The organism is Streptomyces sp. B1I3 (assembly GCF_030816615.1).
GTDB lineage: Bacteria > Actinomycetota > Actinomycetes > Streptomycetales > Streptomycetaceae > Streptomyces.
On sequence record NZ_JAUSYD010000001.1, the window covers coordinates 4229297 to 4252071 of the forward strand.

The following is a 22775-nucleotide window of genomic DNA, read 5'->3' on the forward strand; positions in this document are numbered from 1 at the left end:
GCGGCCCGGGGCGCGGCGACGACGCCCCGCGTGGCCGCTCCGGCCGCCCTCACCCGACTCCGTCGGGTGATCGCGCCGTCTCCGCGCGGGAAACTCCCCCCTCATTTGTCACTTTCATGTCATACGCTGCCCGACAGCAGCCGCGCCCCGCGCGTCACCGCGCTCCGCGGTCACGTCCGGGTGCTGCGCGGCGCTATCGACTCCCGGTCATCCACCGGGTTTTCTCGTGGGGGGTAAAACACTGTGCGTACGCGCAGCATCTCGACCGCGACAGCGCTCGCGGTCCTCTTCAGCTCGGTGGTACTGAGTGTCGCCGCGGCCGGTCCCGCGTCGGCGGTCACCGCGACCATCGGCTCGCCTGCGGGCATCGTCGTCGACGGCGTCGGACAACGGGTCTTCGTCGGCGACGACACGAACGACAGGATCATCGCCACCGACTACAACGGCAAGCTTGTCGACTCGGTGAGCGGCATCGACGGGATCTTCGACCTGGCTCTTTCCGACGACGGCACCACCCTGTACGCGGCGGCGCGCGTCAGCCACGAGATCGTGGCCCTCGACGCGGCCACCCTCGACATCAAGGCCCGGTACCCCGTGGCCACCAGCATCGGCCCGCTGTACGTCGAATTCGCCGCCGGCAAGGCCTGGTTCACCTACGAAGACCAGTTGGACGGCCACGGCAACCTGGGCTCGGTCGACCCGGCGGTGGACCCGGCCGGCGGGACGGACCCGGTGACGCTCGGACAGCTCTCCCGGGATTCCGGAGTCGGGAGCGCGCCGCTCCTCGACACCGACCCGTCCGCACCTGGACTGCTGGCCGTCGGCGCGACCGACTTCTTCGACATGACCAAGGACCTGCTGGCCGTCGTCGACGTCTCCGGCGCCACACCCCAGGTGACCGCCTGGCACAACGGCGACTACTCGCTGAACTACGTCAGCGACATCGACCTCGTGCCCGGTACCCCGCAGGTGCTGGTCGACGGCACGGACCGGCACGTCTACGCAGACGGGAAGTTCACCGCCGCCGGCGCCTACCCGGCCGGGCAGCGCGCGGACATCGCTCCGAACGGTCTGGTTGCCCAGATCAGCGACGCGAACGTGGCGGTCTACCGGCCCGGCGCGACCAAGCCGATCCGCACATACGCCGCCGGCACCTCCGTCCTCGCCTGGGCCCCGGACGCCTCCCGGATCTTCGCGCTCGTGAACTCGCCCGGCGGCTACACCCTCAAGGCGCTCACCGACCCAACGCTGAACGTCCCGAGCCTGACGGTGAACGCACCGTCGACCGCCACGCGCGGAAATCGGCTCACCGTGACCGGGAAGCTGTCGGCGACAGTGCCGCTGCCGAGTGGCGCCAAACTGCAGGTCACCCGCACCGACCCGGAGAGCCCCAAGGGCAAGGCGCTGCCCGCTGTCACGCTGAAGGCAGACGGCTCGTACACCTTCACGGACACCCCGCCGGCCGGCGGCACGGTCACGTACAAGGTCGCCTACGCGGGCGACGCCGCGCACATGGCGGTCAGCGCGTCCGACAAGGTCACGGTTCCGCACACGACGCCGACGCTGACCCTGAACAAGAACGGCAGCGTCTACGACTACGGCGCAGATGTCTCCTTCACCGCGCACCTCGGCTCGACGTACAAGAACCGCACGGTCGAGATCTGGGCGAACCCTTTCGGCGGAGACAAGCCCAACAAGCTGCTGAAGACCGGGACGGTCAACTCCAGCGGCAACATTTCCGCGACGGTGGACATGACGCGGGACACGGAAGTCACCGCGGTCTTCAAGGGTGACACCCGCATCGCGCCCAGGACGGTGAAGTCCACGGCATACGCCCGGGTCAAGGTTTCCACCGCCGTCTCCAAGCACTACAAGACGGCCAAGATCGGCTCGACGTCGTACTACTGGTTCCACAAGAGCACCGATCCGCTGCTCACGACGACCATGTCCTACTACAAGGGGCGTAAGCAACGTCTCGACCTCCAGGTCTACTCGGGCGGAAAGTGGTATTCCGCCGGCTCGGAGTACTTCCCGCTCGGCACGAACGGAAAGTCGGCCGTACGCCTAGGGGCGCCGGGGAAGTCCGGGATCAAGGCGCGGATGCGGTCGGTGTACGTCAACGGGTCGTCCGGCGACACCGTGAACTCCACGACGTATGGCTCCTGGAAGTACCTGTACTTCTCCAACTAGGCCGTTCCGTCCGGATCACTTCACGGATCCGATGCCTTGTGAAGGGCTCTACCGCTCGCGGTGGAGCCCTTCGAGGTTCGCTGCACGGCGACGGGGCGCGATCGTGGGTGGACTTCTGGCGGGCGCCGTCGGGTGTGGTGCGGGCGGAGATCAGGTCGGAGTGCGTGTACTCGAAGTGGTCTCGCCGCCCGCCGCATCGACGTGGAGCAGACAGTTACCCTCGCCGTCGTACATCTGGTCGTCTCCGCAGGCGGTGAGGCCCTTCCGGCCGTGGAGGGCGTGCATGGCCTCACCGGCTTCTTCGGCGACCTTGCCGGCCTGGAGGCTCCTGAGCTCCTCGTCGGGGAGTTGGGCTCCTGCCGCTCGGCAGACAGCGGAGAGTTTCGCGATGTTGTCTCACAGGATGTTCACGTCGGACCTTCAGTTGATGGGTTGGGCTATTCCTGTGCGGGTCGTCCGAGCTGGCGCACGGTCCATCCGGCCATGCGCCAGGCGTCGGCGTCGATGCTCCGGGTGGGCTGGTGGGTCAGAGGGGGATGACGCGGACCTGGTTGCCGCAGAGCTTGGCCATGTCATCGCTGTCGGACGTCAGCAGGGCGACGGGCTTGGGCTGGCGGAGCGCGACTTCGGCGACCGTTGCGTCAATGGCGTACTTGTGCCCGTGCAGCCCGGTGCCTTTGAGAAGCGCCGCCGCAGCCTTGGCCGCCTGTTCGGTGACCGGTTCTACCTTGACCCGGGACAGGGCCCAGTTCAAGCCGGGGACGTTGATGTGGGAGTGGCTGACTTCCACGATGGTGTTCGCCCCGATCACGAGGTCGGCTCCCGTGTCGTGGAAGACCTGCAGCATCGCGAGGAGCTTGCGGTCCTGCGCGATCCAGGCGGAGAGCCCTTCCGAGTCCAGGACAACGGTTTCGATGCGCTCGCTCACGCGGCGTCCGCGCCCTTGGAAGAGCCGGCTGAGCCGAAGATCCTCGCGCGGGCCTCGGCGAGCTCCTCGTCGCTGAAGCCTCCGTGCTCTTCTTCATGCCGGCGAAGGTCGTCGCCCAGGAGCTGGTGCCGGATCTGGCGGGCCACGGCTTCCGCTACATAGCCGGAGACGTTGTCCGTGAGCTTTCGGAGCTCCGCCACCTGATCGCTGGGGAGCGTGACGGTGATGCGAGTCGTGGAGGACATACGTCGAGCATACTCGAGTATGCGTGAGGGGGCTTGGGTTTACGCCACCGATCGTTCCGGTCAAGGTTTCGCGACTGGAGGGTGCGGCTTCCGGCGCTGCGAGTACCCGCCCGCGGGCCGTGCGCGTATTGGTCAGAAGGGCGGTTCGAGATCGCTGCGGCCATCGCTGTGTGGCCCCCAGTCCCAGGGCTCCTCCAGGAAAGGATCAGCTGCGGGGACGTCGTGACCCCATGCTTGGAGTGCCTTCCGGGCAACACGCCGGTTGGGGGCGTCGCCGCTGGTGTCCAGGATGGCGCGCGCGTGCACGGCGAGGTGATCGCGGTGCTCGGCGAGCGCGGGGTGCTCGGCGAGGATGAGCGCGGCGATAACGGCGGCTTCGCGCACGTCCTCGTGGCTGTCTCGGCAGAAGGGCGAGACAGCCTGATAGAGCATCGGGCGCAGGTCCCGGAAGGACGCCACGATGGTGCCGGGGGCCAGGAAGCCAGGGAAGTGCTGCTCCGTGCGGCCCACAATCTCGTCGGAGGCGTCGTAGGCCGTGGAAACCAACCAGTCCAACAGTGCCGCGCGGATGGGGACATTGCGATAGGGCCGGGGGGTCGTAGCCGCCGGGTGGGTGAGGACGCCGGCGACATACATGGCGACGGGGGCAGTGGCTTCGTAGATGGTGTTCTGGTGGCCGACCATCTCGCCTAGCTCTGACAAAGCGTTGATCTGGGCCTTGGGGTCGGGCGTCAACAGCCGTGCAAGGACCTCGGGAAGGTCCTTACCGTTCCCGAATGGCGTCTCGAGCGAACCCCAATCAGTCTCTGACAGGACTACCTGGTACGGCGGCAAGTCAGGCTCGCGGGGCGCGTCGGCGTTGGAACGGCTGTGGTTCACAGGCGAAACCTAGACCAGACTTCGGATGCCATTCCCGCAGCGCCTGTCGTATCCGGGGCGCGGGAAAGGAAACCGCGGCCGAACGATCCGTCGCCACCGTCGACCAGGTCGACGCGCTTGCCGACACCCTCCGCCCCCGTTGGCGGCTCATGGTCTACGGCGGTGCAGACGGACCCCTTCGCCGCCAGGAACAGGCCGAACTGCGCCGCAAGACATCGATCTGGACAATCTCACCGTCCGTGCCAGGCAGGCCGCGGAGCTGACCGGCATGCGGTTCGTCGTTCTGTCGGCCTTTCTCGCCTGGAGCGGCAGCGCGAGGTTGCGGCCGGCCTCGACCAGCTCGTGCGGGCCCGGCGTGAGGCGGCGGATGATCAGGCATCTGGCACGGATATGGCACGAGATACCTGAACTGGTCCAGGCAACAAAGAAGCCCCCGGCCGCTGGCCTGGGGCTTTTTCATGGAGCGCGTGACGAGAATCGAACTCGCGCTCTGAGCTTGGGAATCACTGATCGCTTGAGAGTGATTGAGGTGCTGACCTTGGGAAACGGTCCCACCTAGCGTGAGCTGAGTAGTGTCTGAGTGGCTCGTGGTGACCGCTGTTGACCGGTCAATCTGGTGCCAATCTGGTGCGCTACGGCTCGTCCTCGGCGGGCTTGGGAGGGGGGCTGGTGCCGTTAAGAGACAGCCACGACAGCCGGCACACGATGACTGCGCTGAGCCAGCGTCGTCCACTTCTCCGGGGTGGTGGTACCTCAACGCGTAAGGGCCTGTCGGGACGGCGCCAGACGGGAAGCTCCCCCACACATCAACCCCTCGAGCTACCCATCACACTGTGGTCCCTGTCGCCCAGAGCCGAAGCCTCTGCCGGCGGCATGATGGCATCATGGCGAACCAAACCGCTGGCGAGTGGCTCGAAGTACAGAGTGCAGCACTCAAGTACATCACTGAAAACCGCAAGAAACTTGCCGCACTGGCAGAGGCCCGCTGCCCTCACGATGGACGTTTGCTTGCTGTGATCTACCCCGTAGGGGGGAAATTTTGGGAATGGCGAGTAGGGGAGCACCTGACACGTGAGCAAGTAGTCAGGGAGCGTCTCGCCATGGCGGCAATGGAGTACGAGGCCTTAGTTGAAAGCGGCACACACCATGAAGAGGCCTGGGAGGGGACTCTGGGGCTGGCCAGCGCCCACGACCTAGGGGATCGCGTGCCTACCTCACCCCCGACGGTTACGGGGCCATACGCCGTTTCACCAAGGGAACACGACCCAGTTGAACTGGCGAGACTACGTGACGACCTCCCAAGAGGGGACTTCGCGAGCTGCGTCAAATGTCGGCGCACCTTCATGATCCAGACTCCGGTGATGATCTACGCCGCTGGATACGGCCTCATGAGGCGCACTGGAAAGCCGATCATCGTCCATCCTGGCCGGATGAATCCCGTTCGTCCTGGTGATCGTGTTCCTGAGGGGGTCCAGGTGTACGGGTTTGAACCTCCCTGGTGTCCATCGCCCTGGCGGATCATCGGTCTCTCGGACGAGTAGCTCATGTACCATGCGTCCGATAACCTCAAATTCGCGCGTACGTGGCTCGTCGAACCTGTCCGTGATGTAGCGCACCCGGACCGTACCCGGAAGGGGTCGGTTTCGCGTGCCCACAGTAGCGGTTGTGGCGACTGCAGTAGCTGGCGGAGTTATTGTCGGGATCTTGGTTTTGGTCTACGCGACAGTTAGACGAGTAACTCCCGAATCATTCAAGATCAGCGCCACCATTGCCCGGTGCGCCTCGTTCTCGGTCGAGATCAAGGCGGCTAGAGGTTCACGTCGTTGAGCTATGTGGCCGGTCGGCCGGGGCGGGATCGGCCCGGAGAGGCCGCACGCACGGCCCGGCCGACCGGCCCGCCCGCGTAGCAGGCGGCTTGACGGCCGGGCCCAGGACGCGGGAGTTGATGACGCGGTCGGGGCGCAGCAGTCCCCGAGCCGGGCTGATCTACCAGCACATGACCAGCGACCGTGACCGGGCCATCACCGACCGGCTCGGAGCCATCATCCGCGACGGTGGGGGAGGGGCCTCCCGCTAGGGGACTTGAACTCCGCGTGGACTCTAGTGGCGCGCATGTGGCACGACCCTTAACGCGACGAAGGGTCAGCCTGGAAGATAACCCCTCTTGAGCCGACCCATTCTGCAGTGCTCCGACAGGATTCGAACCTGCGACACCCGCTTTAGGAGCGAGGTGAGGCGATTTGGGGCCTGACCTGCACGATGTCGACTTCGACATCTGCCCGCTGTGGCCCCTGCCGGCGTCCGCAGTTCCCCGTGAGTCCCCGCCCCAACTGGCGCGGTTGTGGCACGGGGAACTTCTGATCCGTAGCTCTAGCCGGATCGGTCAGTAACGGCCATACCGGCCGCTACGGGGCCCCGGAGAGACGGTAGCGGACGGAGGTGGTTGCTGTGGTTGCGGTACGCCGCTGCTGTACTACAGCAGATGGGCTCCACAGCCTTGCGGTGCGGCACTCCATGCGACGCGGGACTGCACAATCTGCACGACGACCAGGACTACCAGGGTGACGACGAGCCACGTCGCTTGGCGCAGGATCCCGGTGACGGAATCACCGTTGATCACACAGCTGAGGATGACACCCAGAAAGATCAATTGACTGTTGCGGCTGTCAGTGCCGTATGCGAGAGTACGAAAGTGCGTGCCTCTTGCTGATATCGGGGCAGGCGTGTTTCGAACCTGATGCGGGGACATGCTTCCTCCTTGGTTCACTGTTGGGGTGCCCGAACTTCTTTGGCGAGAGGCGGGCACCCCATTGGCTTTCCGTGATCGCAACGCTAGCGCACGGCACCGACAGTCGTTGTCTAAACTAGCCGTGCCTCGGCGCTGCGTTGAGGAGCATCGCACCCACCAGGACTGCAAACAATCTGGTTGTCCACAGATCATGAGCGAGCCCTGTGGATAACCGGGCTCGCTGTGCACCTGGCTGCAAGCGCGAGGAGCGGACGTACACGAGTGGGCTACACCGTCTCTCGCGTGGTGTGACCAGCGCAGTTGCCCCTAACCTCGGCCACTGTCAGCGATGCCTGACATGACGTGAACTTAAGCAGGAGCAGGCAGGATTCTGGCACTGCTGCCGGACGTTCTTGATGTGGTTGGTGAAGTCGGCGACCTAGGGACTCCGTGTACATCCCGTAGATCTTGCGGTCCAGCTGCATCACGTTCGCACCGAGCCTGCTGTGCAGTCGGCGGCACTCGACAGGTTTCGCTGCACGAGCAGACAATCCGTCCATGACCTGGTCACGCTTGGGAAAGATGTGGGAATTGATGAGGGAGAGTTGATGAACTCGATCTCGAAGTGCGCGTAGGTGTCAGTTCTCAGCCTCAGAACTGAGGGTGCCTCAGGAGGGCGTAGGCAGCTCGCGCGGTCGACGGCGGGCTAGCAACCGACGCCACCAGCTAGGTTCGGGCTGTGTTGCCTCTCGCATATAGATGCACCGTCCCTTACTGAGCAGGGTGATGGCAGCGCCAATGCCCTGGGGGTCCCATATCTCAAGAAGCGCGTCGTTGTCCTCCGGAATCGCGACAAGCCTCTCAACCGTCTTGATAGACGCTTTGACCTCAGCGATTCCAGGGAACGGGGGCAACGCCTGGGCCTCTACTCGGGCTCGCCCAATTGGCTCCAGAATCGCGAACACGTAACTTTCGCGTTGCTCGAAGTCTGTTGCATCGATGCCACCAAGCGCGACGATGTATCGGCTTCCGGCGTCGGCGGCTTCGATGAAGTGCTGAAGCGTCGTCTCAAACCGAGCGGCGTCAAACTTCGCAACCTCTAGGCACTGTTTCTCGGATCTCCTGACGTGGGGCGGGTGTTGGGTTCAGGCTGGCTGTATGGGCCGTGGGGAGCTGACGAATGCTGAGTGGGATCGACTGGAGTCGTTCCTGCCGCGCGGTGGTGCGCGTGGAGGTCGGTGGAGCGATCACCGCCGGGTGATCAACGGGGTTCTCTACCGAGTGCGGACCGGTGTGCAGTGGCGGGACCTGCCGGAGCGTTTCGGGCCGTGGGAGACGGTCTATAAACGGCATCGTCGCTGGTCAGCCGATGGCACCTGGCAGATGCTGCTGTCCCGCATCCAGGCAGTCGAGGATGCCGAGGGCAGGATCGACTGGGACGTGTCGGTGGACTCCACAGCGGTGCGAGCCCACCAGCATGCCGCCGGCGCGAGGAAGGCGACCCCGGCCGTCGCTTCTCAAAAGGGGGCCAAGCGGGGGACGAACCGGGTCGATCCGGTGGTGCGGAAACTGATCCTCCGGCTGGAGGAGGTGGTCAGATCGGCGAATGCCTGGGACGGTCACGAGGCGGCTTCACCACCAAGGTCCACCTCGCAGCCGAAGGACGGTGCCGACCACTCGCCTTCGTCCTGACACCCGGACACTACGGTGACGGACCCCAACTCGAGCGGGTGCTGGAGCGGATTTCTGTGCCTCGCACCGGAGTCGGGCGACCTCGCACCCGGCCCGACCGTGTCCTGGCGGACAAGGCCTACACGTCCCGGAACAATCGCCGCTACCTGCGACGACGCGGCATCCCGCACACGATCCCCGAACGTCTCGACCAGCAGAGACACCGCAAGAACCGAGGCTCCCGAGGCGGACGACCGACCGGGTTCGACAGCGAGCGCTACAAGAAGCGCAACACCGTCGAACGCACCATCAACCGCCTCAAAGGCTTCCGCGCCGTGGCGACCCGCTACGAGAAGCGCGCCTACATCTACCTCGGCACCGTCACCCTCGCGGCCCTCATGATCTGGCTTCGAACATGATCCGAGAAACAGTGCCTAGTCGGCCCTCCCACCGGATACGGTCTCGCGCAACCCCACGTTGCGTCCAGCGGGTAACAACTCCAACAACGAGCGCGGCACCCGCAGTAACGAGGGGTGCCACGGTGACTATGGAATCAAGCTGCATCGTCGTATGGTGCACGATTCCATGGGTCGGCAGGCTACGAATCCCCAACCCATCACCTACCCCAGCTCCCATCCCGTCCGCCTTCGACCCACACACCGTGGAGCGGTCGTGGTTCAGGGCGTCAAGGTGGAGCGCGCCACTGTACGAACGACCTTGACGCCCTGGGCCGCGACTGCTCGGCTCTGCCTGGGTCGGAGGTGGTCGGGATGGGAGCCCCACAACGCTCACCACGAATCGGCCGGCACCCGCAAGCGGCGCCCGATCCATCCCGGTGCCGTAGCGCCCCCGCCGGAGGCATGTCTTGAAGCCCGGGCTTTGGTCTCGACTCATGCCCTCGGGCCTACACAGCGGGCGCGCGTCGGCGGCGGCAGCGCCGAGCGGGCCGGAGGCAGGAGCGCGGGCGCAGCCAGAGCCGGGAAGCGCGCCCGGCGGAGCGGAGCGCAGCCGGGTGCCTTGATGAAGTAGAGAAACTTTTACCGCGCTATGGCCCTGTGGCTTCGAGGGTGGCGCGATTGGCGTTGATACGAGCTGAGAGGCCGATCAACGAGCACTTGACTTGGGCCCCGGTGATCGGGTCGAAGTCCGTCACAGCAGGTGCTTCGGAGAGGTAATCGGAGGGATAGATGCCCCACCCTTCGATGGAACTCCATCCCGCCTGGACTACGGCGGCCTGCCCATCGGTAGACGTCACACGGAGCCAGGCTGTGCACTGGTCGGAGAAGTCGTACGGCAGGTAGGCGGTGCCGCCCCCGTCCCTGAGGCTGTCGATCTGCAAGATCCACTGTTCCAGCAGGCGCGAGAGCTTGAAGCCCAGGCCGCCGGGGACGATGGAAGAGTCGTCCAACGCGAAGTAGTAGGAGTCGCAGCGGTGTTCGTAGGAGCCAATGCGCAGTCGAAGGTCATCGTGAGACCCCTTCGTGCGGTCACGGTCAAAGTGCAGCTCGACATCCGCTGACATGGGACTCCTCTTTCAGTGAGAGCTCGTGATGAGGCGCTTGCCGTCGTGGCTCCGCACGTGGGGGCCGGCCCCGTCCAGGGCATCGAGTAGGCGGATCGCGTAGACCTCGGACATGCGCTCGGTGATCTGCTCTGGGGTGAGCCAGTCGACCGCGGTTGATTCGGCTGAGGTGCGCTCGGTGCCCCCGGAGGGCTTGCACCGGAAGACCATGGCGACGATGCCCCTGATGGTGTTCTTGTAGACCCCGGTGAGCTCGTCGACCTCGACGTGAATACCGGTCTCTTCCCACACCTCGCGGCTGACGCCCTGCTCCGGGGACTCCTCCAACTCCAGGACTCCGCCCGGCAGCTCCCATGTAGCCATCGCCCGCCAGGCCCGCGACCTGGAGAGCCTCCACCGCGCCCTGAACCAGCCCGTGGCCTACGCCGGGCGTCGGCTCCCGGTCTCCGTATCGGTCGGCTCCTGCCACGTGAAAGGCCTGCCGGTCCGCAGCCTCTCCGACGCGCTCGCCACCGCCGACAGTGCGATGTACGCGGCCAAGGGAACCGCGGGCCGACGCGGCACCCGCACGCTCCACCCCTGATCTCAGCTCTCTGACCGGCCTCCGGACGGCGCACAAGCCGCCAAGCATCGCCGCCGCCCGGATGGTCCGGCCCCTTCCAACCGCAATCGAAAGGACCACCATCATGGCCCAGCACAGCCCTGCCCCGACGCGTATCTGCCCGGACTGCGACGGCTTCTCCGCCGTCGCCATCGACACCGGCATCCTCCTCGAGGACGGCACTCGCGCCACCCTCAAGGTCGCTTGCCGTCGCTGCCAGGGCCCGGCTCCACCCGCATCGCGGCCCCGGCTCCGGTTGTCCAGCGGGAGCACGCGTGACGGACTCGATCCTTACGGGTCTGGACCCGGCCACCCTCGGCGACCTGCTGCGGGTGGCCGGGTCCACCGGCTTCGACCGCTGGCAGGACCAGATCCGCCGCACGGGCGGCTGCTCCAACCCCATCCACCTCTCCGGCTGGACCCTCACCAAGGACAAGACCACCGGCCAGACCCTGCACCGCTACTCCACCAGCACCGAGCCCGGCGGACGGCTCCGCGTCGCCTGCGGCAACCGCCGCGCCTCCCGCTGCCCGGCCTGCGCATTGACCTACTCCGCCGACACCTACCACCTGATCCGCGCCGGACTCGCGGGCGACCAGGACAAGGACGTCCCCACCACTGTTCGCGACCACCCCCGCGTCTTCGCCACGCTCACCGCCCCGTCCTTCGGCCCGGTCCACAACCGTCCCGACTCCAGCCGCTGTCGCTGCGGCACCACCCACAGGCCGGATGACGATGCCCTCGGCACCCCGCTCGCCCCCGACACGTACGACTACGCGGGCGCGGTCCTCTTCAACAACCACGCCGGGGACCTCTGGCAGCGCTTCGCCAACCGCCTCCGCCGCGAGATAGCCGCCCGCGCCGGCCTCACCCAACGCGAACTCAAAGAGACAGCGCGGGTCTCGTACGGAAAGGTCGCCGAGTTCCAGAAGCGCGGCGCCGTCCACTTCCACGCTGTCATTCGCCTCGATGGCTCGGACGGACCCGGCAGCCCGCCACCCTCCTGGGCTTCCGTGCAGCTGCTCAGCGACTCCATCCGCGCCGCCGCCGCGCACTCGTACACGACCATCACCGTCCCGGCCGCCGCCGGCCAACCCGCCCGCCCACTGCGCTGGGGCACCCAGCTCGACATCCGCCCCATCCGCGCCTTCGACGCCGGTACCGACATCACCGAACAGGCCGTCGCCTCCTACGTCGCCAAGTACGCCACCAAAGCCGCCGAGACCACCGGCACCATCGACCGCCGCATCGGCAACCGCGAGGCCCTGGTCCTCCTCGAAGTACCCGACCACCCGCGCCGACTCATCGAAGCCTGCTTCGACCTCGACCCGCTCTACCCCGACCGACGCCTACGGGCTTGGGCACACATGCTCGGCTTCCGCGGCCACTTCTCCTCCAAGTCCCGCCGCTACTCCACCACCCTCGGCGCACTCCGCCAGATCCGCGCCGACTACCGCGCCGCCCAGCAGCGCGAAGAACTCGGCCTGCCCGACCCGGACCAGGACCCGACCGTCCTCGTCCTCACCGACTGGCAGTACGCCGGACAGGGCCACAGCCCCGGCGAATCGATCCTCGCCGCCTCGATCGCCAGAGGCCTCCAACTCAACCGAGAAACCGCACGTGAAGCCCTCGCCCTGGAAGGAGACCGGTCGTGACTGACTCCCTGCTCACCGTCGACCAAGCCGCCGAACGCCTCGGCACCACCGCACGCTTCCCGCGCCGCCTCATCGCCGAACGCCGGATCGCCTTCGTCAAGGTCGGCAGCCGCGTGCGCATCAAGGCGAGCGACCTGGAGGCGTACATCGAAGGCAACACCGTCCAGCCGATTCGCCGCCGCCGCTCCCGCTACGGAAGGGCTGCCTGATGGGGAACGCCAAGGGAAGCCGCCGGCGCTTCGGTGCCGTCCGTCAGTACAGGTCCGGCCGCTGGACCGCGAGCTACCTGGGCCCGGACGGGCAAGAGTTCCGTGCACCGGAGACCTTCGACACCAAGAGGGACGCCGAAGTCTGGCTCTCTCAGATCGAAGCGGATCTCACGCGGGGGAACTGGCAGGACCCGGACGCCGGGGCGGTGAACTTCAAGGAGTACGCCCTCCAGTGGGTGGATGAGCGTGGGCTCTCCGCCACCACCGATGAGCTGTACCGGCGTCTCCTGCGGCTCCACCTCCTGCCCACCTTCGAGGGCCTGGACCTCGACGAGATCACCGCACCCCGTGTCCGTACCTGGCGAACCGAGCGGCTGGCGTGCACCGGAGCAGCCACGACCGTGGCCAAGGCCTACCGGCTGCTCAAGGCCATCATGGAAACCGCGGTTGATGACGAGCTGATCCGCCGCAATCCCTGCCGCATCCGGGGCGCTGGGAAGGAGTCGTCCGCCGAACGTCAGATCGCCACCGTCGCCCAGGTCGACGCGCTCGCGGATGCTCTCGGGCCCCGCTGGCGGCTGATGGTCTACCTCGGCGCTTACGGTCCGATGCGCCCGGAGGAACAAGCCGAGCTCCGGCGTAAGGACGTCGACCTGGACGAGATGACCATCCGGGTCCGCATGGCGGCTCCCGAGCTGACCACCGGTCGCCGCGCTCCTGGCGACACCAAGTCGGATGCGGGCAAGCGGGTCGTGGTCCTGCCGGCCTTTCTGCGGACCGACCTCCGGCGTCACCTCGACTGGTACGCGGAGAAGGGAACGGACGGACTTCTGTTCGTGGGGGAGAAGGGGAAGCCGTTCCCGCGTTCCACCTTTGGGCGGAAGTGGCGCCGGGCCCGTGTGCTCGTGGGCATGCCGGATGGCTTTCGCTTCTACGATCTTCGTCACACCGGTCACACCCTGGCCACCCGGTCCGGTGCCACGCTCAAGGACACGATGGTCCACGCCGGCCAGTCGTCGGAGAAGGCCGCGTTGATCTACCAGCACTCGGACCTTGAGCGACAGCAGGAAGTGGCGAGCGGGCTGGATGACCTCGTGCGGTCCGCCCGTAGGAAGGCTGATCAGGGGCCTTCTGGTGCGGAGCTGGTGCGCGACCCCTGAACTGGTCCAGACAACAAAGAAGCCCCCGGCCGCTGGCCTGGGGCTTTTTCATGGAGCGGGTGACGAGAATCGAACTCGCGCTCTGAGCTTGGGAAGCTCATGTTCTACCATTAAACTACACCCGCGAAGCGCGCCGATGATCGGCAGTGCATCGCCGCACACTCTACCCCATCGCAGGCCCCCGGCGCGTACGCCGTGGGTCTCATGCGTCGTGTCGGGGGGCGGACGCGGTTGCGGGGGGCGGGAGTTGGGGGCGTAGCGTGAGGGGGCGGAGTGCCGCCTGGAGCGGCGTCCCCTTCATCCCCTAATGTGGCGGTCTCGTCCATGGCTGGTTGGGGAAGGGACTTGATGGAGTCGATGGAGCGCACCGTCGTCCGCTGTGCCGAAGGGCACGTTTTTGCTGCCTCGTCGTTCCCGATGCAGCAGCTCGGGTCCGGCCGGATCGGCCCCGGGCGGCTGCTGCGCTGTCCGCGCTGTGCCCGGTTGAGGCAGGCCGTTCCGGTGGTGCTCGAGCGGCGGTAGGGAGCCGGTAGGAAGCGGTGGGGCAGGCGCGCGGGCGGTCCGGTTGGGGCTGGCTCGCGCGTTCTGCGTATCCTCGGTGCGTGCTTCTCTCAGATAAGGACCTCCGGGCCGAGATCGATGCCGGGCGGGTTCGCATTGACCCGTTCGACGCCTCGATGGTGCAGCCCTCGAGCATCGATGTGCGGCTGGACCGCTACTTCCGGGTGTTCGAGAACCACCGCTATCCGCATATCGATCCCGCAGTGGAGCAGGCGGATCTCACCCGCCAGGTCGAGCCTGAGGGGGACGAGGCGTTCATCCTCCACCCCGGGGAGTTCGTGCTGGCGTCGACGTACGAAGTGATCTCGCTTCCCGATGATCTCGCCTCGCGGCTGGAGGGCAAGAGTTCGCTGGGGCGGCTCGGGCTCGTCACGCATTCCACCGCCGGGTTCATCGATCCGGGTTTCTCCGGCCATGTGACGCTCGAGCTGTCGAATCTGGCGACGCTGCCGATAAAGCTCTGGCCCGGTATGAAGATCGGGCAGCTGTGCATGTTCCGGCTGAGCTCCCCGTCCGAGTTCCCGTACGGGTCCGAGCGGTACGGGTCGCGTTACCAGGGCCAGCGGGGGCCGACCGCCTCGCGTTCGTTCATGAACTTCCATCGGACTCAGGTGTGATGCGGCATGGCTGGTGAGATGCGGGAGAATCTGACGTACGAAACCTTCGGGCGGGCCGTGCGGGAGCTGGCGCAGACGGTCGCCGACGACGGTTACGAGCCGGATGTCGTGCTGAGTATCGCGAGGGGCGGGGTCTTCGTCGCGGGTGGCCTGGCCTACGCACTGGACTGCAAGAACATCCACCTGGTGAATGTGGAGTTCTACACCGGGGTCGGGACGACCCTGGAGATGCCCGTGATGCTGGCGCCCGTCCCGAACGCCATCGACTTCACGCGGAAGAAGGTCCTCATCGCCGACGACGTGGCGGACACCGGCAAGACCCTCAAGCTGGTCCGTGACTTCTGCATCGATCACGTGGCCGAGGTGCGCAGCGCGGTCATCTACGAGAAGTCGCAGTCACTCGTGAAGTGCGAGTACGTGTGGAAGAAGACCGATCAGTGGATCAACTTCCCGTGGAGCGTCGAAAAGCCCGTCGTGCGCCGTGAGGGGCAGGTCTTCGACGCGTAGGCGTGTAGGCCGTGTAAGGCCGTGTAGACGGTGTGGACGCGCAGGCAGCGCGCCGCGCGTGACACGGGAAGGGGCCCCGGTGCTGTCGTACGCACCGGGGCCCCTCTTGCGTCACGTCGGTCAGATCGTGCCGAGCTTGATGATCGAGAGAAGTGCGATCAGCTGGATCGCGGAGGCTCCCAGCGCCTTCGGCCAGGGCAGTTCGTGCGACTTGCTCACCATGGAGGTGAACAGGGCGCCGGCGGCCAGCCAGGTGATCCAGCCGAGGATCTGGACCAGCGAGTTCTCGCCGCCCAGGAACAGGGCGAAGACCAGGCGGGGTGCGTCCGTGATCGACATGATCAGCATGGACAGGCCCACGGTCGGCTGCCACGCCCCCGTGCCGCCGAGCTGGCGGGCCAGGGTGTGGGTGACGGCGCCGAGGACCAGGCCGCCGATGACGAAGCCGACGCCCGTGAAGATGACGTACGGGGCGGCCGTCGAGACCTCCGCGTGGATCGCCTCGTCGCGGGCCTGGTCGAAGCCGAAGAGCGCGAGCAGCCCGTACACGAACGTGACGACGACGGCGGGGCCCCAGACGGGGTAGTCGCGCATCTGCCAGAACGTCGCTCCGGGGCGCAGTACGACGCCGCTCAGCAGCTGCTTCCAGGGCAGCCGGGGACCGGAGGGCTGTGCGGGGGCCTGGCCGGCCCGGTAGGTGTTCCCGTCGCCGTACGGGTCCTCGTCGATGCTGAACGCCTGGGTGTGCCCCGGGGCGTTGGCGTACGGGTCCTGCTGCGGGGGCTGGTGGTAGGGGTCGCCGAAGTACTCCGGCTCGCCCTGCCCGCTCCCGCCGCGCTGCCCGCCTCCGCCGTGCCCGCCGCTGTACGGGGCGCCCTGGGGGCCGCCGTACGGTGCGCCGCCGCCTCCCGCGGGGGGCCACGACTGCTGGCCGTACGGCGGCGGTGGTGCCTGCGTGCCGTACGGCTGTTGCTGCTGCGGGTGTTGTTGCGGTGTGCGGTTGTCCCGGCCGCGTCCGATCCTGAATCCAGCCACGTATCGAACGTACCTGGTCCGTGCGGGTGCGGTGTGAGGGCCGGGGGGACAGGGGGCCATTGCGGCCTAGCTGTGACATCCCCTAGGGGGACCCTGGGGGGTTTGCCCCCTGTCTGGAACGCCTGTCCCCGGCTCGCCGGGCGCGTGCACGCGCCGCACGTGCACGCGGCGCGTGCACGCGCCGCACGTGCGGAAGCGGCCGGTCCTGCCCCCGAGGCAGATCCGGCCGCTTCCGTGTGTGCGGGCGGGAGACTACTTGACCGGCTCGGGCTCCGGCACGTCCGCCGTCTCCGCTTCGCCCGCCGGGTCGGCAGGTGTCTTCACCGACTCCAGCAGCAGCTGCGAGACGTCGACCACCTGGATCGACTCCTTCGCCTGGCCGTCGTTCTTCTTGCCGTTGACCGAGTCGGTCAGCATGACGAGGCAGAAGGGGCAGGCGGTGGAGACGATGTCCGGGTTGAGGGAGAGGGCTTCGTCGACGCGCTCGTTGTTGATGCGCTTGCCGATCCGCTCCTCCATCCACATCCGCGCGCCGCCGGCGCCGCAGCAGAAGCCGCGCTCCTTGTGGCGGTGCATCTCCTCGTTCCGCAGGCCCGGGACCTTCGCGATGATCTCGCGCGGGGGCGTGTAGATCTTGTTGTGGCGGCCCAGGTAGCAGGGGTCGTGGTACGTGATCAGACCCTCGACCGGCGTCACCGGGACCAGCTTGCCCTCGTCCACCAGGTGCTGGAGCAACTGCGTGTGGTGGATGACCTCGTACTCGCCGCCGAGCTGCGGGTACTCGTTCGCGATGGTGTTGAAGCAGTGCGGGCAGGTCGCGACGATTTTCTTCGAGGCCTTCGGCTTCTTCGTCCCGGGCTCGTCGTCGTCCTCGCCGAACGCCATGTTGAGCATGGCGACGTTCTCCTGGCCGAGCTGCTGGAACAGCGGCTCGTTGCCGAGGCGGCGGGCCGAGTCACCGGTGCACTTCTCGTCCCCGCCCATGATCGCGAACTTGACGCCCGCGATGTTCAGGAGCTCCGCGAAGGCCTTCGTCGTCTTCTTGGCCCGGTCCTCGAGGGCACCCGCGCAGCCGACCCAGTACAGGTAGTCGATCTCGCTGAGGTCCTCGACGTCCTTGCCGACGATCGGGACCTCGAAGTCGACCTCCTTGGTCCACTCCACGCGCTGCTTCTTGGCGAGCCCCCAGGGGTTGCCCTTCTTCTCCAGGTTCTTGAGCATCGTGCCCGCCTCGGACGGGAACGCGGACTCGATCATCACCTGGTAGCGGCGCATGTCGACGATGTGGTCGATGTGCTCGATGTCGACCGGGCACTGCTCCACGCACGCACCGCAGGTCGTGCAGGACCACAGCACGTCCGGGTCGATGACCCCGTTCTCCTCGAGCGTGCCGATGAGCGGGCGCTCGGCCTCGGCCAGGGCGGCCGCGGGAACGTCCTTGAGCTGTTCCGCCGTGGCCTTCTCGTTGCCCTCCATGTCCTTGCCGCCGCCGGCCAGCAGGTACGGGGCCTTGGCGTGCGCGTGGTCGCGCAGGGACATGATCAGGAGCTTGGGCGAGAGGGGCTTGCCCGTGTTCCAGGCGGGGCACTGCGACTGGCAGCGACCGCACTCGGTGCACGTGGAGAAGTCGAGGATGCCCTTCCAGGAGAACTGCTCGACCTGGGAGACACCGAAGGTGTCGTCCTCGCCCGGGTCCTCCCAGTTGATCTCCTTGCCGCCGGAGGTCATCGGCTGCAGCGCGCCGAGCGCGACGTCGCCGTCGGCGTTCCGCTTGAACCAGATGTTCGGGAAGGCGAGGAAGCGGTGCCAGGCGACACCCATGTTGGTGTTGAGCGAGACCGTGATCATCCAGATCAGCGAGACGCCGATCTTGACCATCGCGGTGAAGTAGATGAGGTTCTGGAGCGTCCCGAGCGCGAGGCCCTTGAAGGCGAGGACCAGGGGGTACGAGACGAAGTACGCGGCCTCGTAGCCCTCGACGTGGTGGATCGCGCCCTCGAGACCCCGCAGGGTCAGGATGGCCAGGCCGATGACCAGGATGACGTACTCGACGAAGTACGCCTGCCAGGCCTTCGAGCCGGCGAAGCGGGACTTGCGGCCGGCCCGGGAGGGCAGGTTCAGCAGTCGGATGGCCATCAGCGTGACGATGCCGAGCACCGTCATGATGCCGATGAACTCGATGTACAGCTCGAACGGCAGCCAGTCGCCGACGATCGGCAGCACCCAGTCGGCCTGGAAGAGCTGTCCGTACGCCTGGAGCAGCGTCGGCGGCAGTGTCAGGAAACCGATGGCGACGAACCAGTGCGCGAAGCCGACGATGCCCCACCGGTTCATCCGGGTGTGGCCGAGGAACTCCTTGACCAGGGTGATCGTGCGCTGTTTGGGGTCGTCGGTGCGGCTGCCTGCCGGGACCGGCTGTCCTATACGGACGGACCGGTAGATCTGCGCGACGGCTCGGGCGATGAGCGCAACGCCGACGACAGTCAGCACCAGCGACACGATGATCGCGGCGAGTTGCATGTAGGGGCTCCTCGGGCCTGCGAGGGTGGGATCCAGCGTGACAAGTGATTACTAAGCAGTAACTTAATCAGTCTGTGCTGACACTATCCACTTATTCCGCCACGCTGTAGCCGCGCAGGCGGTGATCTGTGTCGCTCAGGTGAGCCTTTCCCCGGCGGGCGAGGGCGCGGAGTCCGGTGCGCAGCTGGATGTGCGCGGACCACGCCAGGATCGCCAGGTCGAGCCGTGTTCCATGATGCTCCGCGTAGTGCGCGTCGAGCAGGGCGGGTTCGTCCCAGGGCATGCCGGAGCGGGCCCGCACCTGTGCGAGACCGGTCAGGCCGGGCCTCAGCTCCCGGCGCCACCGGTCGGCTGCCGCCCCGTGGAGCGCCGGGTGGTCCGGTGCCAGGGGTGCGGGACCGACGAGTGAGAGCTCTCCCCGTACGACGTGGGGCAGCCGTGACAGCAGGTCGAGGCGGAATCTGCGGGTGTCCAGCGAGCGCAGCTCGAAGGGGTGGCCGCCGAGGCCGATACGGGTCTCCCGCCGCAGTACGCCGCCGGAGCCGCGGGGTCGCCGGAGGGCGAGGACCGGCGCGGCGAGGGCGAGCGCCGGGATGACGAGCACCAGGAAGGCCGAGCCGAGCACCAGATCGAGGAAACGCTTGAGGGTCAGGGCGGCCAGCGCCCCGGTGAGCCGGTCGCCGAGCCGGTCGAGGACGCGGCCGGCTGCCCGGGCGGCCGCAGGGACGGCGGGGTGCCGTCTCCTTCGTGCCGCAGTCTGCTTCGCGTTCCGCATTGCACCTGCCTGGGATCGGTGACGTGCCGTTATGACCGTCTCGCTGCTTTTTGTGACAGAACGATCCCACGGTGCGAAGGTGGGTGGGGGTGTGCGGCGCACGGTGCGGCCCCCTGTTCACCGATCGGCGCACGCGCGGTCCGGCCGGGAGTCGCCGATCGGTGCACGCGGGGTGCGGCCGGGAGTCGCCGATCGGTGCACGCGGGGTGCGGCCCGGTGCCACCGGCCGGCGCCTCTCCTGTGTGCGTTCGCCGCGCCGGGGAACCGGTAATGCCTGGTAGCGACATGGGTGAGCACATAAGTTGAGCGTAAGTGACTCAGGTCCTTTGACTCCGGGGCGCGTGTCGTGCATCCTTGAGTCAGATCCACTCAAGTAGTCAGTTGGAGGAATCGAAATGGCACGTGCGGTCGGCATCGACCTGGGCACGACTAACTCCGTCGTGAGCGTTCTGGAAGGCGGCGAGCCCACCGTCATCACCAACGCCGAAGGCGCCAGGACCACGCCGTCCGTCGTCGCCTTCGCGAAGAACGGCGAGGTGCTCGTCGGCGAGGTCGCCAAGCGCCAGGCGGTCACGAACGTCGACAGGACGATCCGTTCGGTCAAGCGCCACATGGGCACTGACTGGAAGATCGAGCTCGACGGCAAGAACTTCAACCCGCAGCAGATGAGCGCCTTCATCCTGCAGAAGCTGAAGCGCGACGCCGAGGCGTACCTGGGCGAGAAGGTCACCGACGCGGTGATCACCGTCCCGGCGTACTTCAACGACTCCGAGCGTCAGGCGACCAAGGAGGCCGGCGAGATCGCGGGCCTGAACGTCCTGCGCATCGTCAACGAGCCGACGGCCGCCGCTCTGGCGTACGGGCTCGACAAGGACGACCAGACGATCCTCGTCTTCGACCTCGGTGGCGGCACCTTCGACGTGTCCCTCCTGGAGATCGGCGACGGCGTCGTCGAGGTGAAGGCCACCAACGGTGACAACCACCTCGGTGGTGACGACTGGGACCAGCGCGTCGTCGACTACCTGGTGAAGCAGTTCGCCAACGGGCACGGCGTGGACCTGTCCAAGGACAAGATGGCTCTCCAGCGTCTCCGCGAGGCAGCGGAGAAGGCGAAGATCGAGCTCTCGTCCTCGACCGAGACCTCGATCAACCTGCCCTACATCACGGCGTCGGCCGAGGGCCCGCTGCACCTGGACGAGAAGCTCACGCGTTCGCAGTTCCAGCAGCTCACCGCTGACCTCCTGGACCGCTGCAAGAACCCGTTCCACAACGTCATCAAGGACGCGGGCATCCAGCTCTCCGAGATCGACCACGTCGTTCTCGTCGGTGGCTCGACCCGCATGCCGGCCGTGGCCGAGCTCGTCAAGGAGCTCACGGGCGGCCAGGACGCCAACAAGGGCGTGAACCCGGACGAGGTCGTCGCCATCGGCGCCTCGCTCCAGGCGGGTGTCCTCAAGGGTGAGGTCAAGGACGTCCTGCTCCTCGACGTGACCCCGCTGTCCCTGGGCATCGAGACCAAGGGAGGGATCATGACCAAGCTCATCGAGCGCAACACCACGATCCCGACCAAGCGTTCCGAGATCTTCACGACGGCCGAGGACAACCAGCCGTCCGTGCAGATCCAGGTCTACCAGGGCGAGCGCGAGATCGCGGCGTACAACAAGAAGCTCGGGATGTTCGAGCTCACCGGTCTGCCGCCGGCCCCCCGTGGCGTGCCGCAGATCGAGGTCGCGTTCGACATCGACGCCAACGGCATCATGCACGTCGCTGCCAAGGACCTCGGCACCGGCAAGGAGCAGAAGATGACCGTCACCGGTGGCTCCTCGCTGCCGAAGGACGAGGTCAACCGCATGCGTGAAGAGGCCGAGCAGTACGCCGACGAGGACCACCGCCGTCGCGAGGCCGCCGAGTCCCGCAACCAGGGCGAGCAGCTCGTCTACCAGACGGAGAAGTTCCTCAAGGACAACGAGGACAAGGTCCCCGGTGACGTGAAGACGGAGGTGGAGACCGCGCTCACCGAGCTGAAGGAGAAGCTCAAGGGCGAGGACACCGCCGAGATCCGTACCGCCACCGAGAAGGTCGCGGCCGTCTCCCAGAAGCTGGGCCAGGCGATGTACGCCAACGCCCAGGCCGAGGGTGCGACCCCGGGCGCCGAGGCGCCGGGTGACGGCCAGGCGAAGGCCGACGACGACGTCGTCGACGCCGAGATCGTGGACGACGAGAAGGACCAGAAGGGCGGTGCGGCGTGACCGAGGAGACTCCGGGCTTCGACGAGAAGCCTGACGTCCCCTCCGGCGCCAACCCCGACGACGCCGAACCGACGGCCGCCACCCCCTCCGAGGAGGAGGCGGCGGCCCCGGCCGGGGACGTACAGCAGACAGTTGCCCTGACGGCCCAGCTGGACCAGGTGCGTACCGCGCTCAACGAGCGCACGGGTGACCTCCAGCGGCTGCAGGCCGAGTACCAGAACTACCGTCGCCGCGTGGAGCGGGACCGGGTCCAGGTCAAGGAGGTCGCGGTCGCGGGCCTTCTGTCCGACCTCCTGCCCGTGCTCGACGACGTCGGGCGCGCGCGGGAACACGGCGAGCTCGTCGGCGGCTTCAAGTCGGTGGCCGAATCCCTGGAGACGGTCGTCGCGAAGCTGGGACTCCAGCAGTTCGGCAAGGAGGGCGAGCCCTTCGACCCGACGATCCACGAGGCCCTGATGCACTCGTACGCACCGGACGTCACCGAGACGACCTGCGTGGCGATCCTGCAGCCGGGGTACCGCATCGGGGAGCGCACGATCCGCCCCGCGCGGGTGGCCGTGGCCGAGCCGCAGCCGGGCGCCACGCCCGCGGCGGCGAAGGAAGAGAAGGCAGACGACGAGGAGAGCGGTGGCACCGAAGAGGTCTGACACCACGTCCGACCACTGCGGTGCACACCGACGGGGCGTGCGGCCGGCCACGGGGCCGGCCGCACGGCCGATCGTC

General features: G+C 67.1%; 20 protein-coding genes, 1 tRNA gene and 1 pseudogene. 12 read left to right on the forward strand and 10 right to left on the reverse strand.

Going from position 1 to position 22775, the window contains the following annotated elements:
- Positions 1-243 precede the first annotated feature (243 nt).
- Complete coding sequence (locus tag QFZ58_RS19460) at positions 244-2190, forward strand: YncE family protein (protein WP_307126173.1); 1947 nt, start codon at positions 244-246, stop codon at positions 2188-2190.
- A 526-nt stretch (positions 2191-2716) separates the two neighbouring features.
- Here QFZ58_RS19460 and QFZ58_RS19465 read toward each other — a convergent pair.
- The 3 genes from QFZ58_RS19465 to QFZ58_RS19475 form a co-directional block, all read right to left on the reverse strand.
- A complete protein-coding gene (locus QFZ58_RS19465) occupies positions 2717-3118 on the reverse strand; it encodes a DNA-binding protein (protein WP_307126174.1) in 402 nt (133 codons plus the stop codon).
- Positions 3115-3363 carry a type II toxin-antitoxin system CcdA family antitoxin gene (locus tag QFZ58_RS19470; protein ID WP_031090678.1) on the reverse strand — a complete coding sequence of 83 codons (249 nt, stop codon included), beginning with the start codon at positions 3361-3363 and terminating at the stop codon, positions 3115-3117. The genes QFZ58_RS19465 and QFZ58_RS19470 overlap by 4 nt, the downstream gene beginning before the upstream one ends.
- Before the next feature lie 132 nt (positions 3364-3495).
- Positions 3496-4242: a hypothetical protein gene (locus tag QFZ58_RS19475; protein WP_307126175.1), complete on the reverse strand. Its 747-nt coding sequence runs from the start codon at positions 4240-4242 to the stop codon at positions 3496-3498.
- An 884-nt stretch (positions 4243-5126) separates the two neighbouring features.
- Here QFZ58_RS19475 and QFZ58_RS19485 point away from each other — a divergent pair.
- The gene (locus tag QFZ58_RS19485; protein WP_307126176.1) at positions 5127-5783 is read left to right on the forward strand and encodes a hypothetical protein; all 657 of its coding nucleotides are present in this window, start codon (positions 5127-5129) and stop codon (positions 5781-5783) included.
- Positions 5784-6187: 404 nt separating this feature from the next.
- Positions 6188-6319 (forward strand): integrase, encoded by a 132-nt coding sequence (locus QFZ58_RS19490; RefSeq protein WP_307126177.1) that lies wholly within the window; start codon positions 6188-6190, stop codon positions 6317-6319.
- 396 nt (positions 6320-6715) lie between these two features.
- Here QFZ58_RS19490 and QFZ58_RS19495 read toward each other — a convergent pair whose 3' ends face one another.
- A complete protein-coding gene (locus QFZ58_RS19495) occupies positions 6716-6991 on the reverse strand; it encodes a hypothetical protein (RefSeq protein ID WP_307126178.1) in 276 nt (91 codons plus the stop codon).
- A gap of 1137 nt (positions 6992-8128) precedes the next feature.
- Here QFZ58_RS19495 and QFZ58_RS19500 point away from each other — a divergent pair.
- Positions 8129-9060: pseudogene (locus QFZ58_RS19500) on the forward strand (IS5 family transposase).
- 626 nt (positions 9061-9686) lie between these two features.
- Here the strand turns inward: QFZ58_RS19500 and QFZ58_RS19505 are convergent.
- Positions 9687-10163 carry a hypothetical protein gene (locus tag QFZ58_RS19505; protein ID WP_307126179.1) on the reverse strand — a complete coding sequence of 159 codons (477 nt, stop codon included), beginning with the start codon at positions 10161-10163 and terminating at the stop codon, positions 9687-9689.
- 12 nt (positions 10164-10175) lie between these two features.
- Positions 10176-10526 (reverse strand): NUDIX hydrolase, encoded by a 351-nt coding sequence (locus QFZ58_RS19510; RefSeq protein WP_307126180.1) that lies wholly within the window; start codon positions 10524-10526, stop codon positions 10176-10178.
- Between QFZ58_RS19510 and QFZ58_RS19515 the strand changes: the two genes are divergently transcribed.
- The 4 genes from QFZ58_RS19515 to QFZ58_RS19530 all read left to right on the forward strand — a co-directional run bounded on the left by QFZ58_RS19515 (position 10525) and on the right by QFZ58_RS19530 (position 13788).
- On the forward strand, positions 10525-10746 hold the full coding sequence (locus tag QFZ58_RS19515; RefSeq protein ID WP_373428666.1) for a diguanylate cyclase domain-containing protein: 222 nt from the start codon (positions 10525-10527) through the stop codon (positions 10744-10746). The two genes, QFZ58_RS19510 and QFZ58_RS19515, sit on opposite strands and share 2 nt — an antisense overlap.
- Positions 10747-11039: 293 nt before the next feature.
- The gene (gene repSA / locus QFZ58_RS19520; protein WP_307126182.1) at positions 11040-12419 is read left to right on the forward strand and encodes a replication initiator protein RepSA; all 1380 of its coding nucleotides are present in this window, start codon (positions 11040-11042) and stop codon (positions 12417-12419) included.
- Positions 12416-12628 carry a helix-turn-helix domain-containing protein gene (locus QFZ58_RS19525; protein ID WP_307126183.1) on the forward strand — a complete coding sequence of 71 codons (213 nt, stop codon included), beginning with the start codon at positions 12416-12418 and terminating at the stop codon, positions 12626-12628. The genes repSA and QFZ58_RS19525 overlap by 4 nt, the downstream gene beginning before the upstream one ends.
- Positions 12628-13788, forward strand: coding sequence for a tyrosine-type recombinase/integrase (locus tag QFZ58_RS19530; protein ID WP_307126184.1), 1161 nt, complete (start codon positions 12628-12630; stop codon positions 13786-13788). The genes QFZ58_RS19525 and QFZ58_RS19530 overlap by 1 nt, the downstream gene beginning before the upstream one ends.
- Positions 13789-13839: 51 nt before the next feature.
- Here the strand turns inward: QFZ58_RS19530 and QFZ58_RS19535 are convergent.
- A tRNA-Gly gene (locus tag QFZ58_RS19535) sits at positions 13840-13913 on the reverse strand.
- 477 nt (positions 13914-14390) lie between these two features.
- On the opposite strand from QFZ58_RS19535, the gene dcd reads away from it, so the two are divergent.
- Positions 14391-14966, forward strand: coding sequence for a dCTP deaminase (gene dcd / locus QFZ58_RS19540; protein ID WP_307128925.1), 576 nt, complete (start codon positions 14391-14393; stop codon positions 14964-14966).
- Between the two features lie 6 nt (positions 14967-14972).
- On the forward strand, positions 14973-15473 hold the full coding sequence (locus tag QFZ58_RS19545; protein ID WP_307126185.1) for a phosphoribosyltransferase: 501 nt from the start codon (positions 14973-14975) through the stop codon (positions 15471-15473).
- A gap of 120 nt (positions 15474-15593) precedes the next feature.
- Here the strand turns inward: QFZ58_RS19545 and QFZ58_RS19550 are convergent, their stop codons facing one another.
- From QFZ58_RS19550 to QFZ58_RS19560, 3 genes are all read right to left on the reverse strand, one after another.
- On the reverse strand, positions 15594-16508 hold the full coding sequence (locus QFZ58_RS19550) for a Yip1 family protein (protein WP_307126186.1): 915 nt from the start codon (positions 16506-16508) through the stop codon (positions 15594-15596).
- 252 nt (positions 16509-16760) lie between these two features.
- Positions 16761-19028, reverse strand: coding sequence for a (Fe-S)-binding protein (locus QFZ58_RS19555; protein WP_307126187.1), 2268 nt, complete (start codon positions 19026-19028; stop codon positions 16761-16763).
- Positions 19029-19119: 91 nt separating this feature from the next.
- Complete coding sequence (locus QFZ58_RS19560; protein WP_307126188.1) at positions 19120-19803, reverse strand: sugar transferase; 684 nt, start codon at positions 19801-19803, stop codon at positions 19120-19122.
- A gap of 395 nt (positions 19804-20198) precedes the next feature.
- On the opposite strand from QFZ58_RS19560, the gene dnaK reads away from it, so the two are divergent.
- Entirely contained in the window at positions 20199-22052 is a 1854-nt protein-coding gene (dnaK, locus tag QFZ58_RS19565; RefSeq protein ID WP_307126189.1) for a molecular chaperone DnaK, read from the forward strand.
- Positions 22049-22699, forward strand: a complete 651-nt coding sequence (gene grpE, locus QFZ58_RS19570; protein WP_307126190.1) for a nucleotide exchange factor GrpE — start codon at positions 22049-22051, stop codon at positions 22697-22699. The genes dnaK and grpE overlap by 4 nt, the downstream gene beginning before the upstream one ends.
- The last annotated feature ends 76 nt before the right edge of the window (positions 22700-22775 follow it).

What these genes read in the sequence shown, in the direction of transcription:
- QFZ58_RS19560 (WP_307126188.1), bottom strand. Translation starts at nt 19,803, where the DNA reads ATGCGGAACGCGAAGCAGACTGCGGCACGAAGGAGACGGCACCCCGCC.
- QFZ58_RS19490 (WP_307126177.1), top strand. Translation starts at nt 6,188, where the DNA reads ATGACGCGGTCGGGGCGCAGCAGTCCCCGAGCCGGGCTGATCTACCAG.
- QFZ58_RS19470 (WP_031090678.1), bottom strand. Translation starts at nt 3,363, where the DNA reads ATGTCCTCCACGACTCGCATCACCGTCACGCTCCCCAGCGATCAGGTG.
- QFZ58_RS19510 (WP_307126180.1), bottom strand. Translation starts at nt 10,526, where the DNA reads ATGGCTACATGGGAGCTGCCGGGCGGAGTCCTGGAGTTGGAGGAGTCC.
- dnaK (WP_307126189.1), top strand. Translation starts at nt 20,199, where the DNA reads ATGGCACGTGCGGTCGGCATCGACCTGGGCACGACTAACTCCGTCGTG.
- QFZ58_RS19555 (WP_307126187.1), bottom strand. Translation starts at nt 19,028, where the DNA reads ATGCAACTCGCCGCGATCATCGTGTCGCTGGTGCTGACTGTCGTCGGC.
- QFZ58_RS19505 (WP_307126179.1), bottom strand. Translation starts at nt 10,163, where the DNA reads ATGTCAGCGGATGTCGAGCTGCACTTTGACCGTGACCGCACGAAGGGG.
- QFZ58_RS19545 (WP_307126185.1), top strand. Translation starts at nt 14,973, where the DNA reads ATGGCTGGTGAGATGCGGGAGAATCTGACGTACGAAACCTTCGGGCGG.
- QFZ58_RS19485 (WP_307126176.1), top strand. Translation starts at nt 5,127, where the DNA reads ATGGCGAACCAAACCGCTGGCGAGTGGCTCGAAGTACAGAGTGCAGCA.
- QFZ58_RS19495 (WP_307126178.1), bottom strand. Translation starts at nt 6,991, where the DNA reads ATGTCCCCGCATCAGGTTCGAAACACGCCTGCCCCGATATCAGCAAGA.
- QFZ58_RS19530 (WP_307126184.1), top strand. Translation starts at nt 12,628, where the DNA reads ATGGGGAACGCCAAGGGAAGCCGCCGGCGCTTCGGTGCCGTCCGTCAG.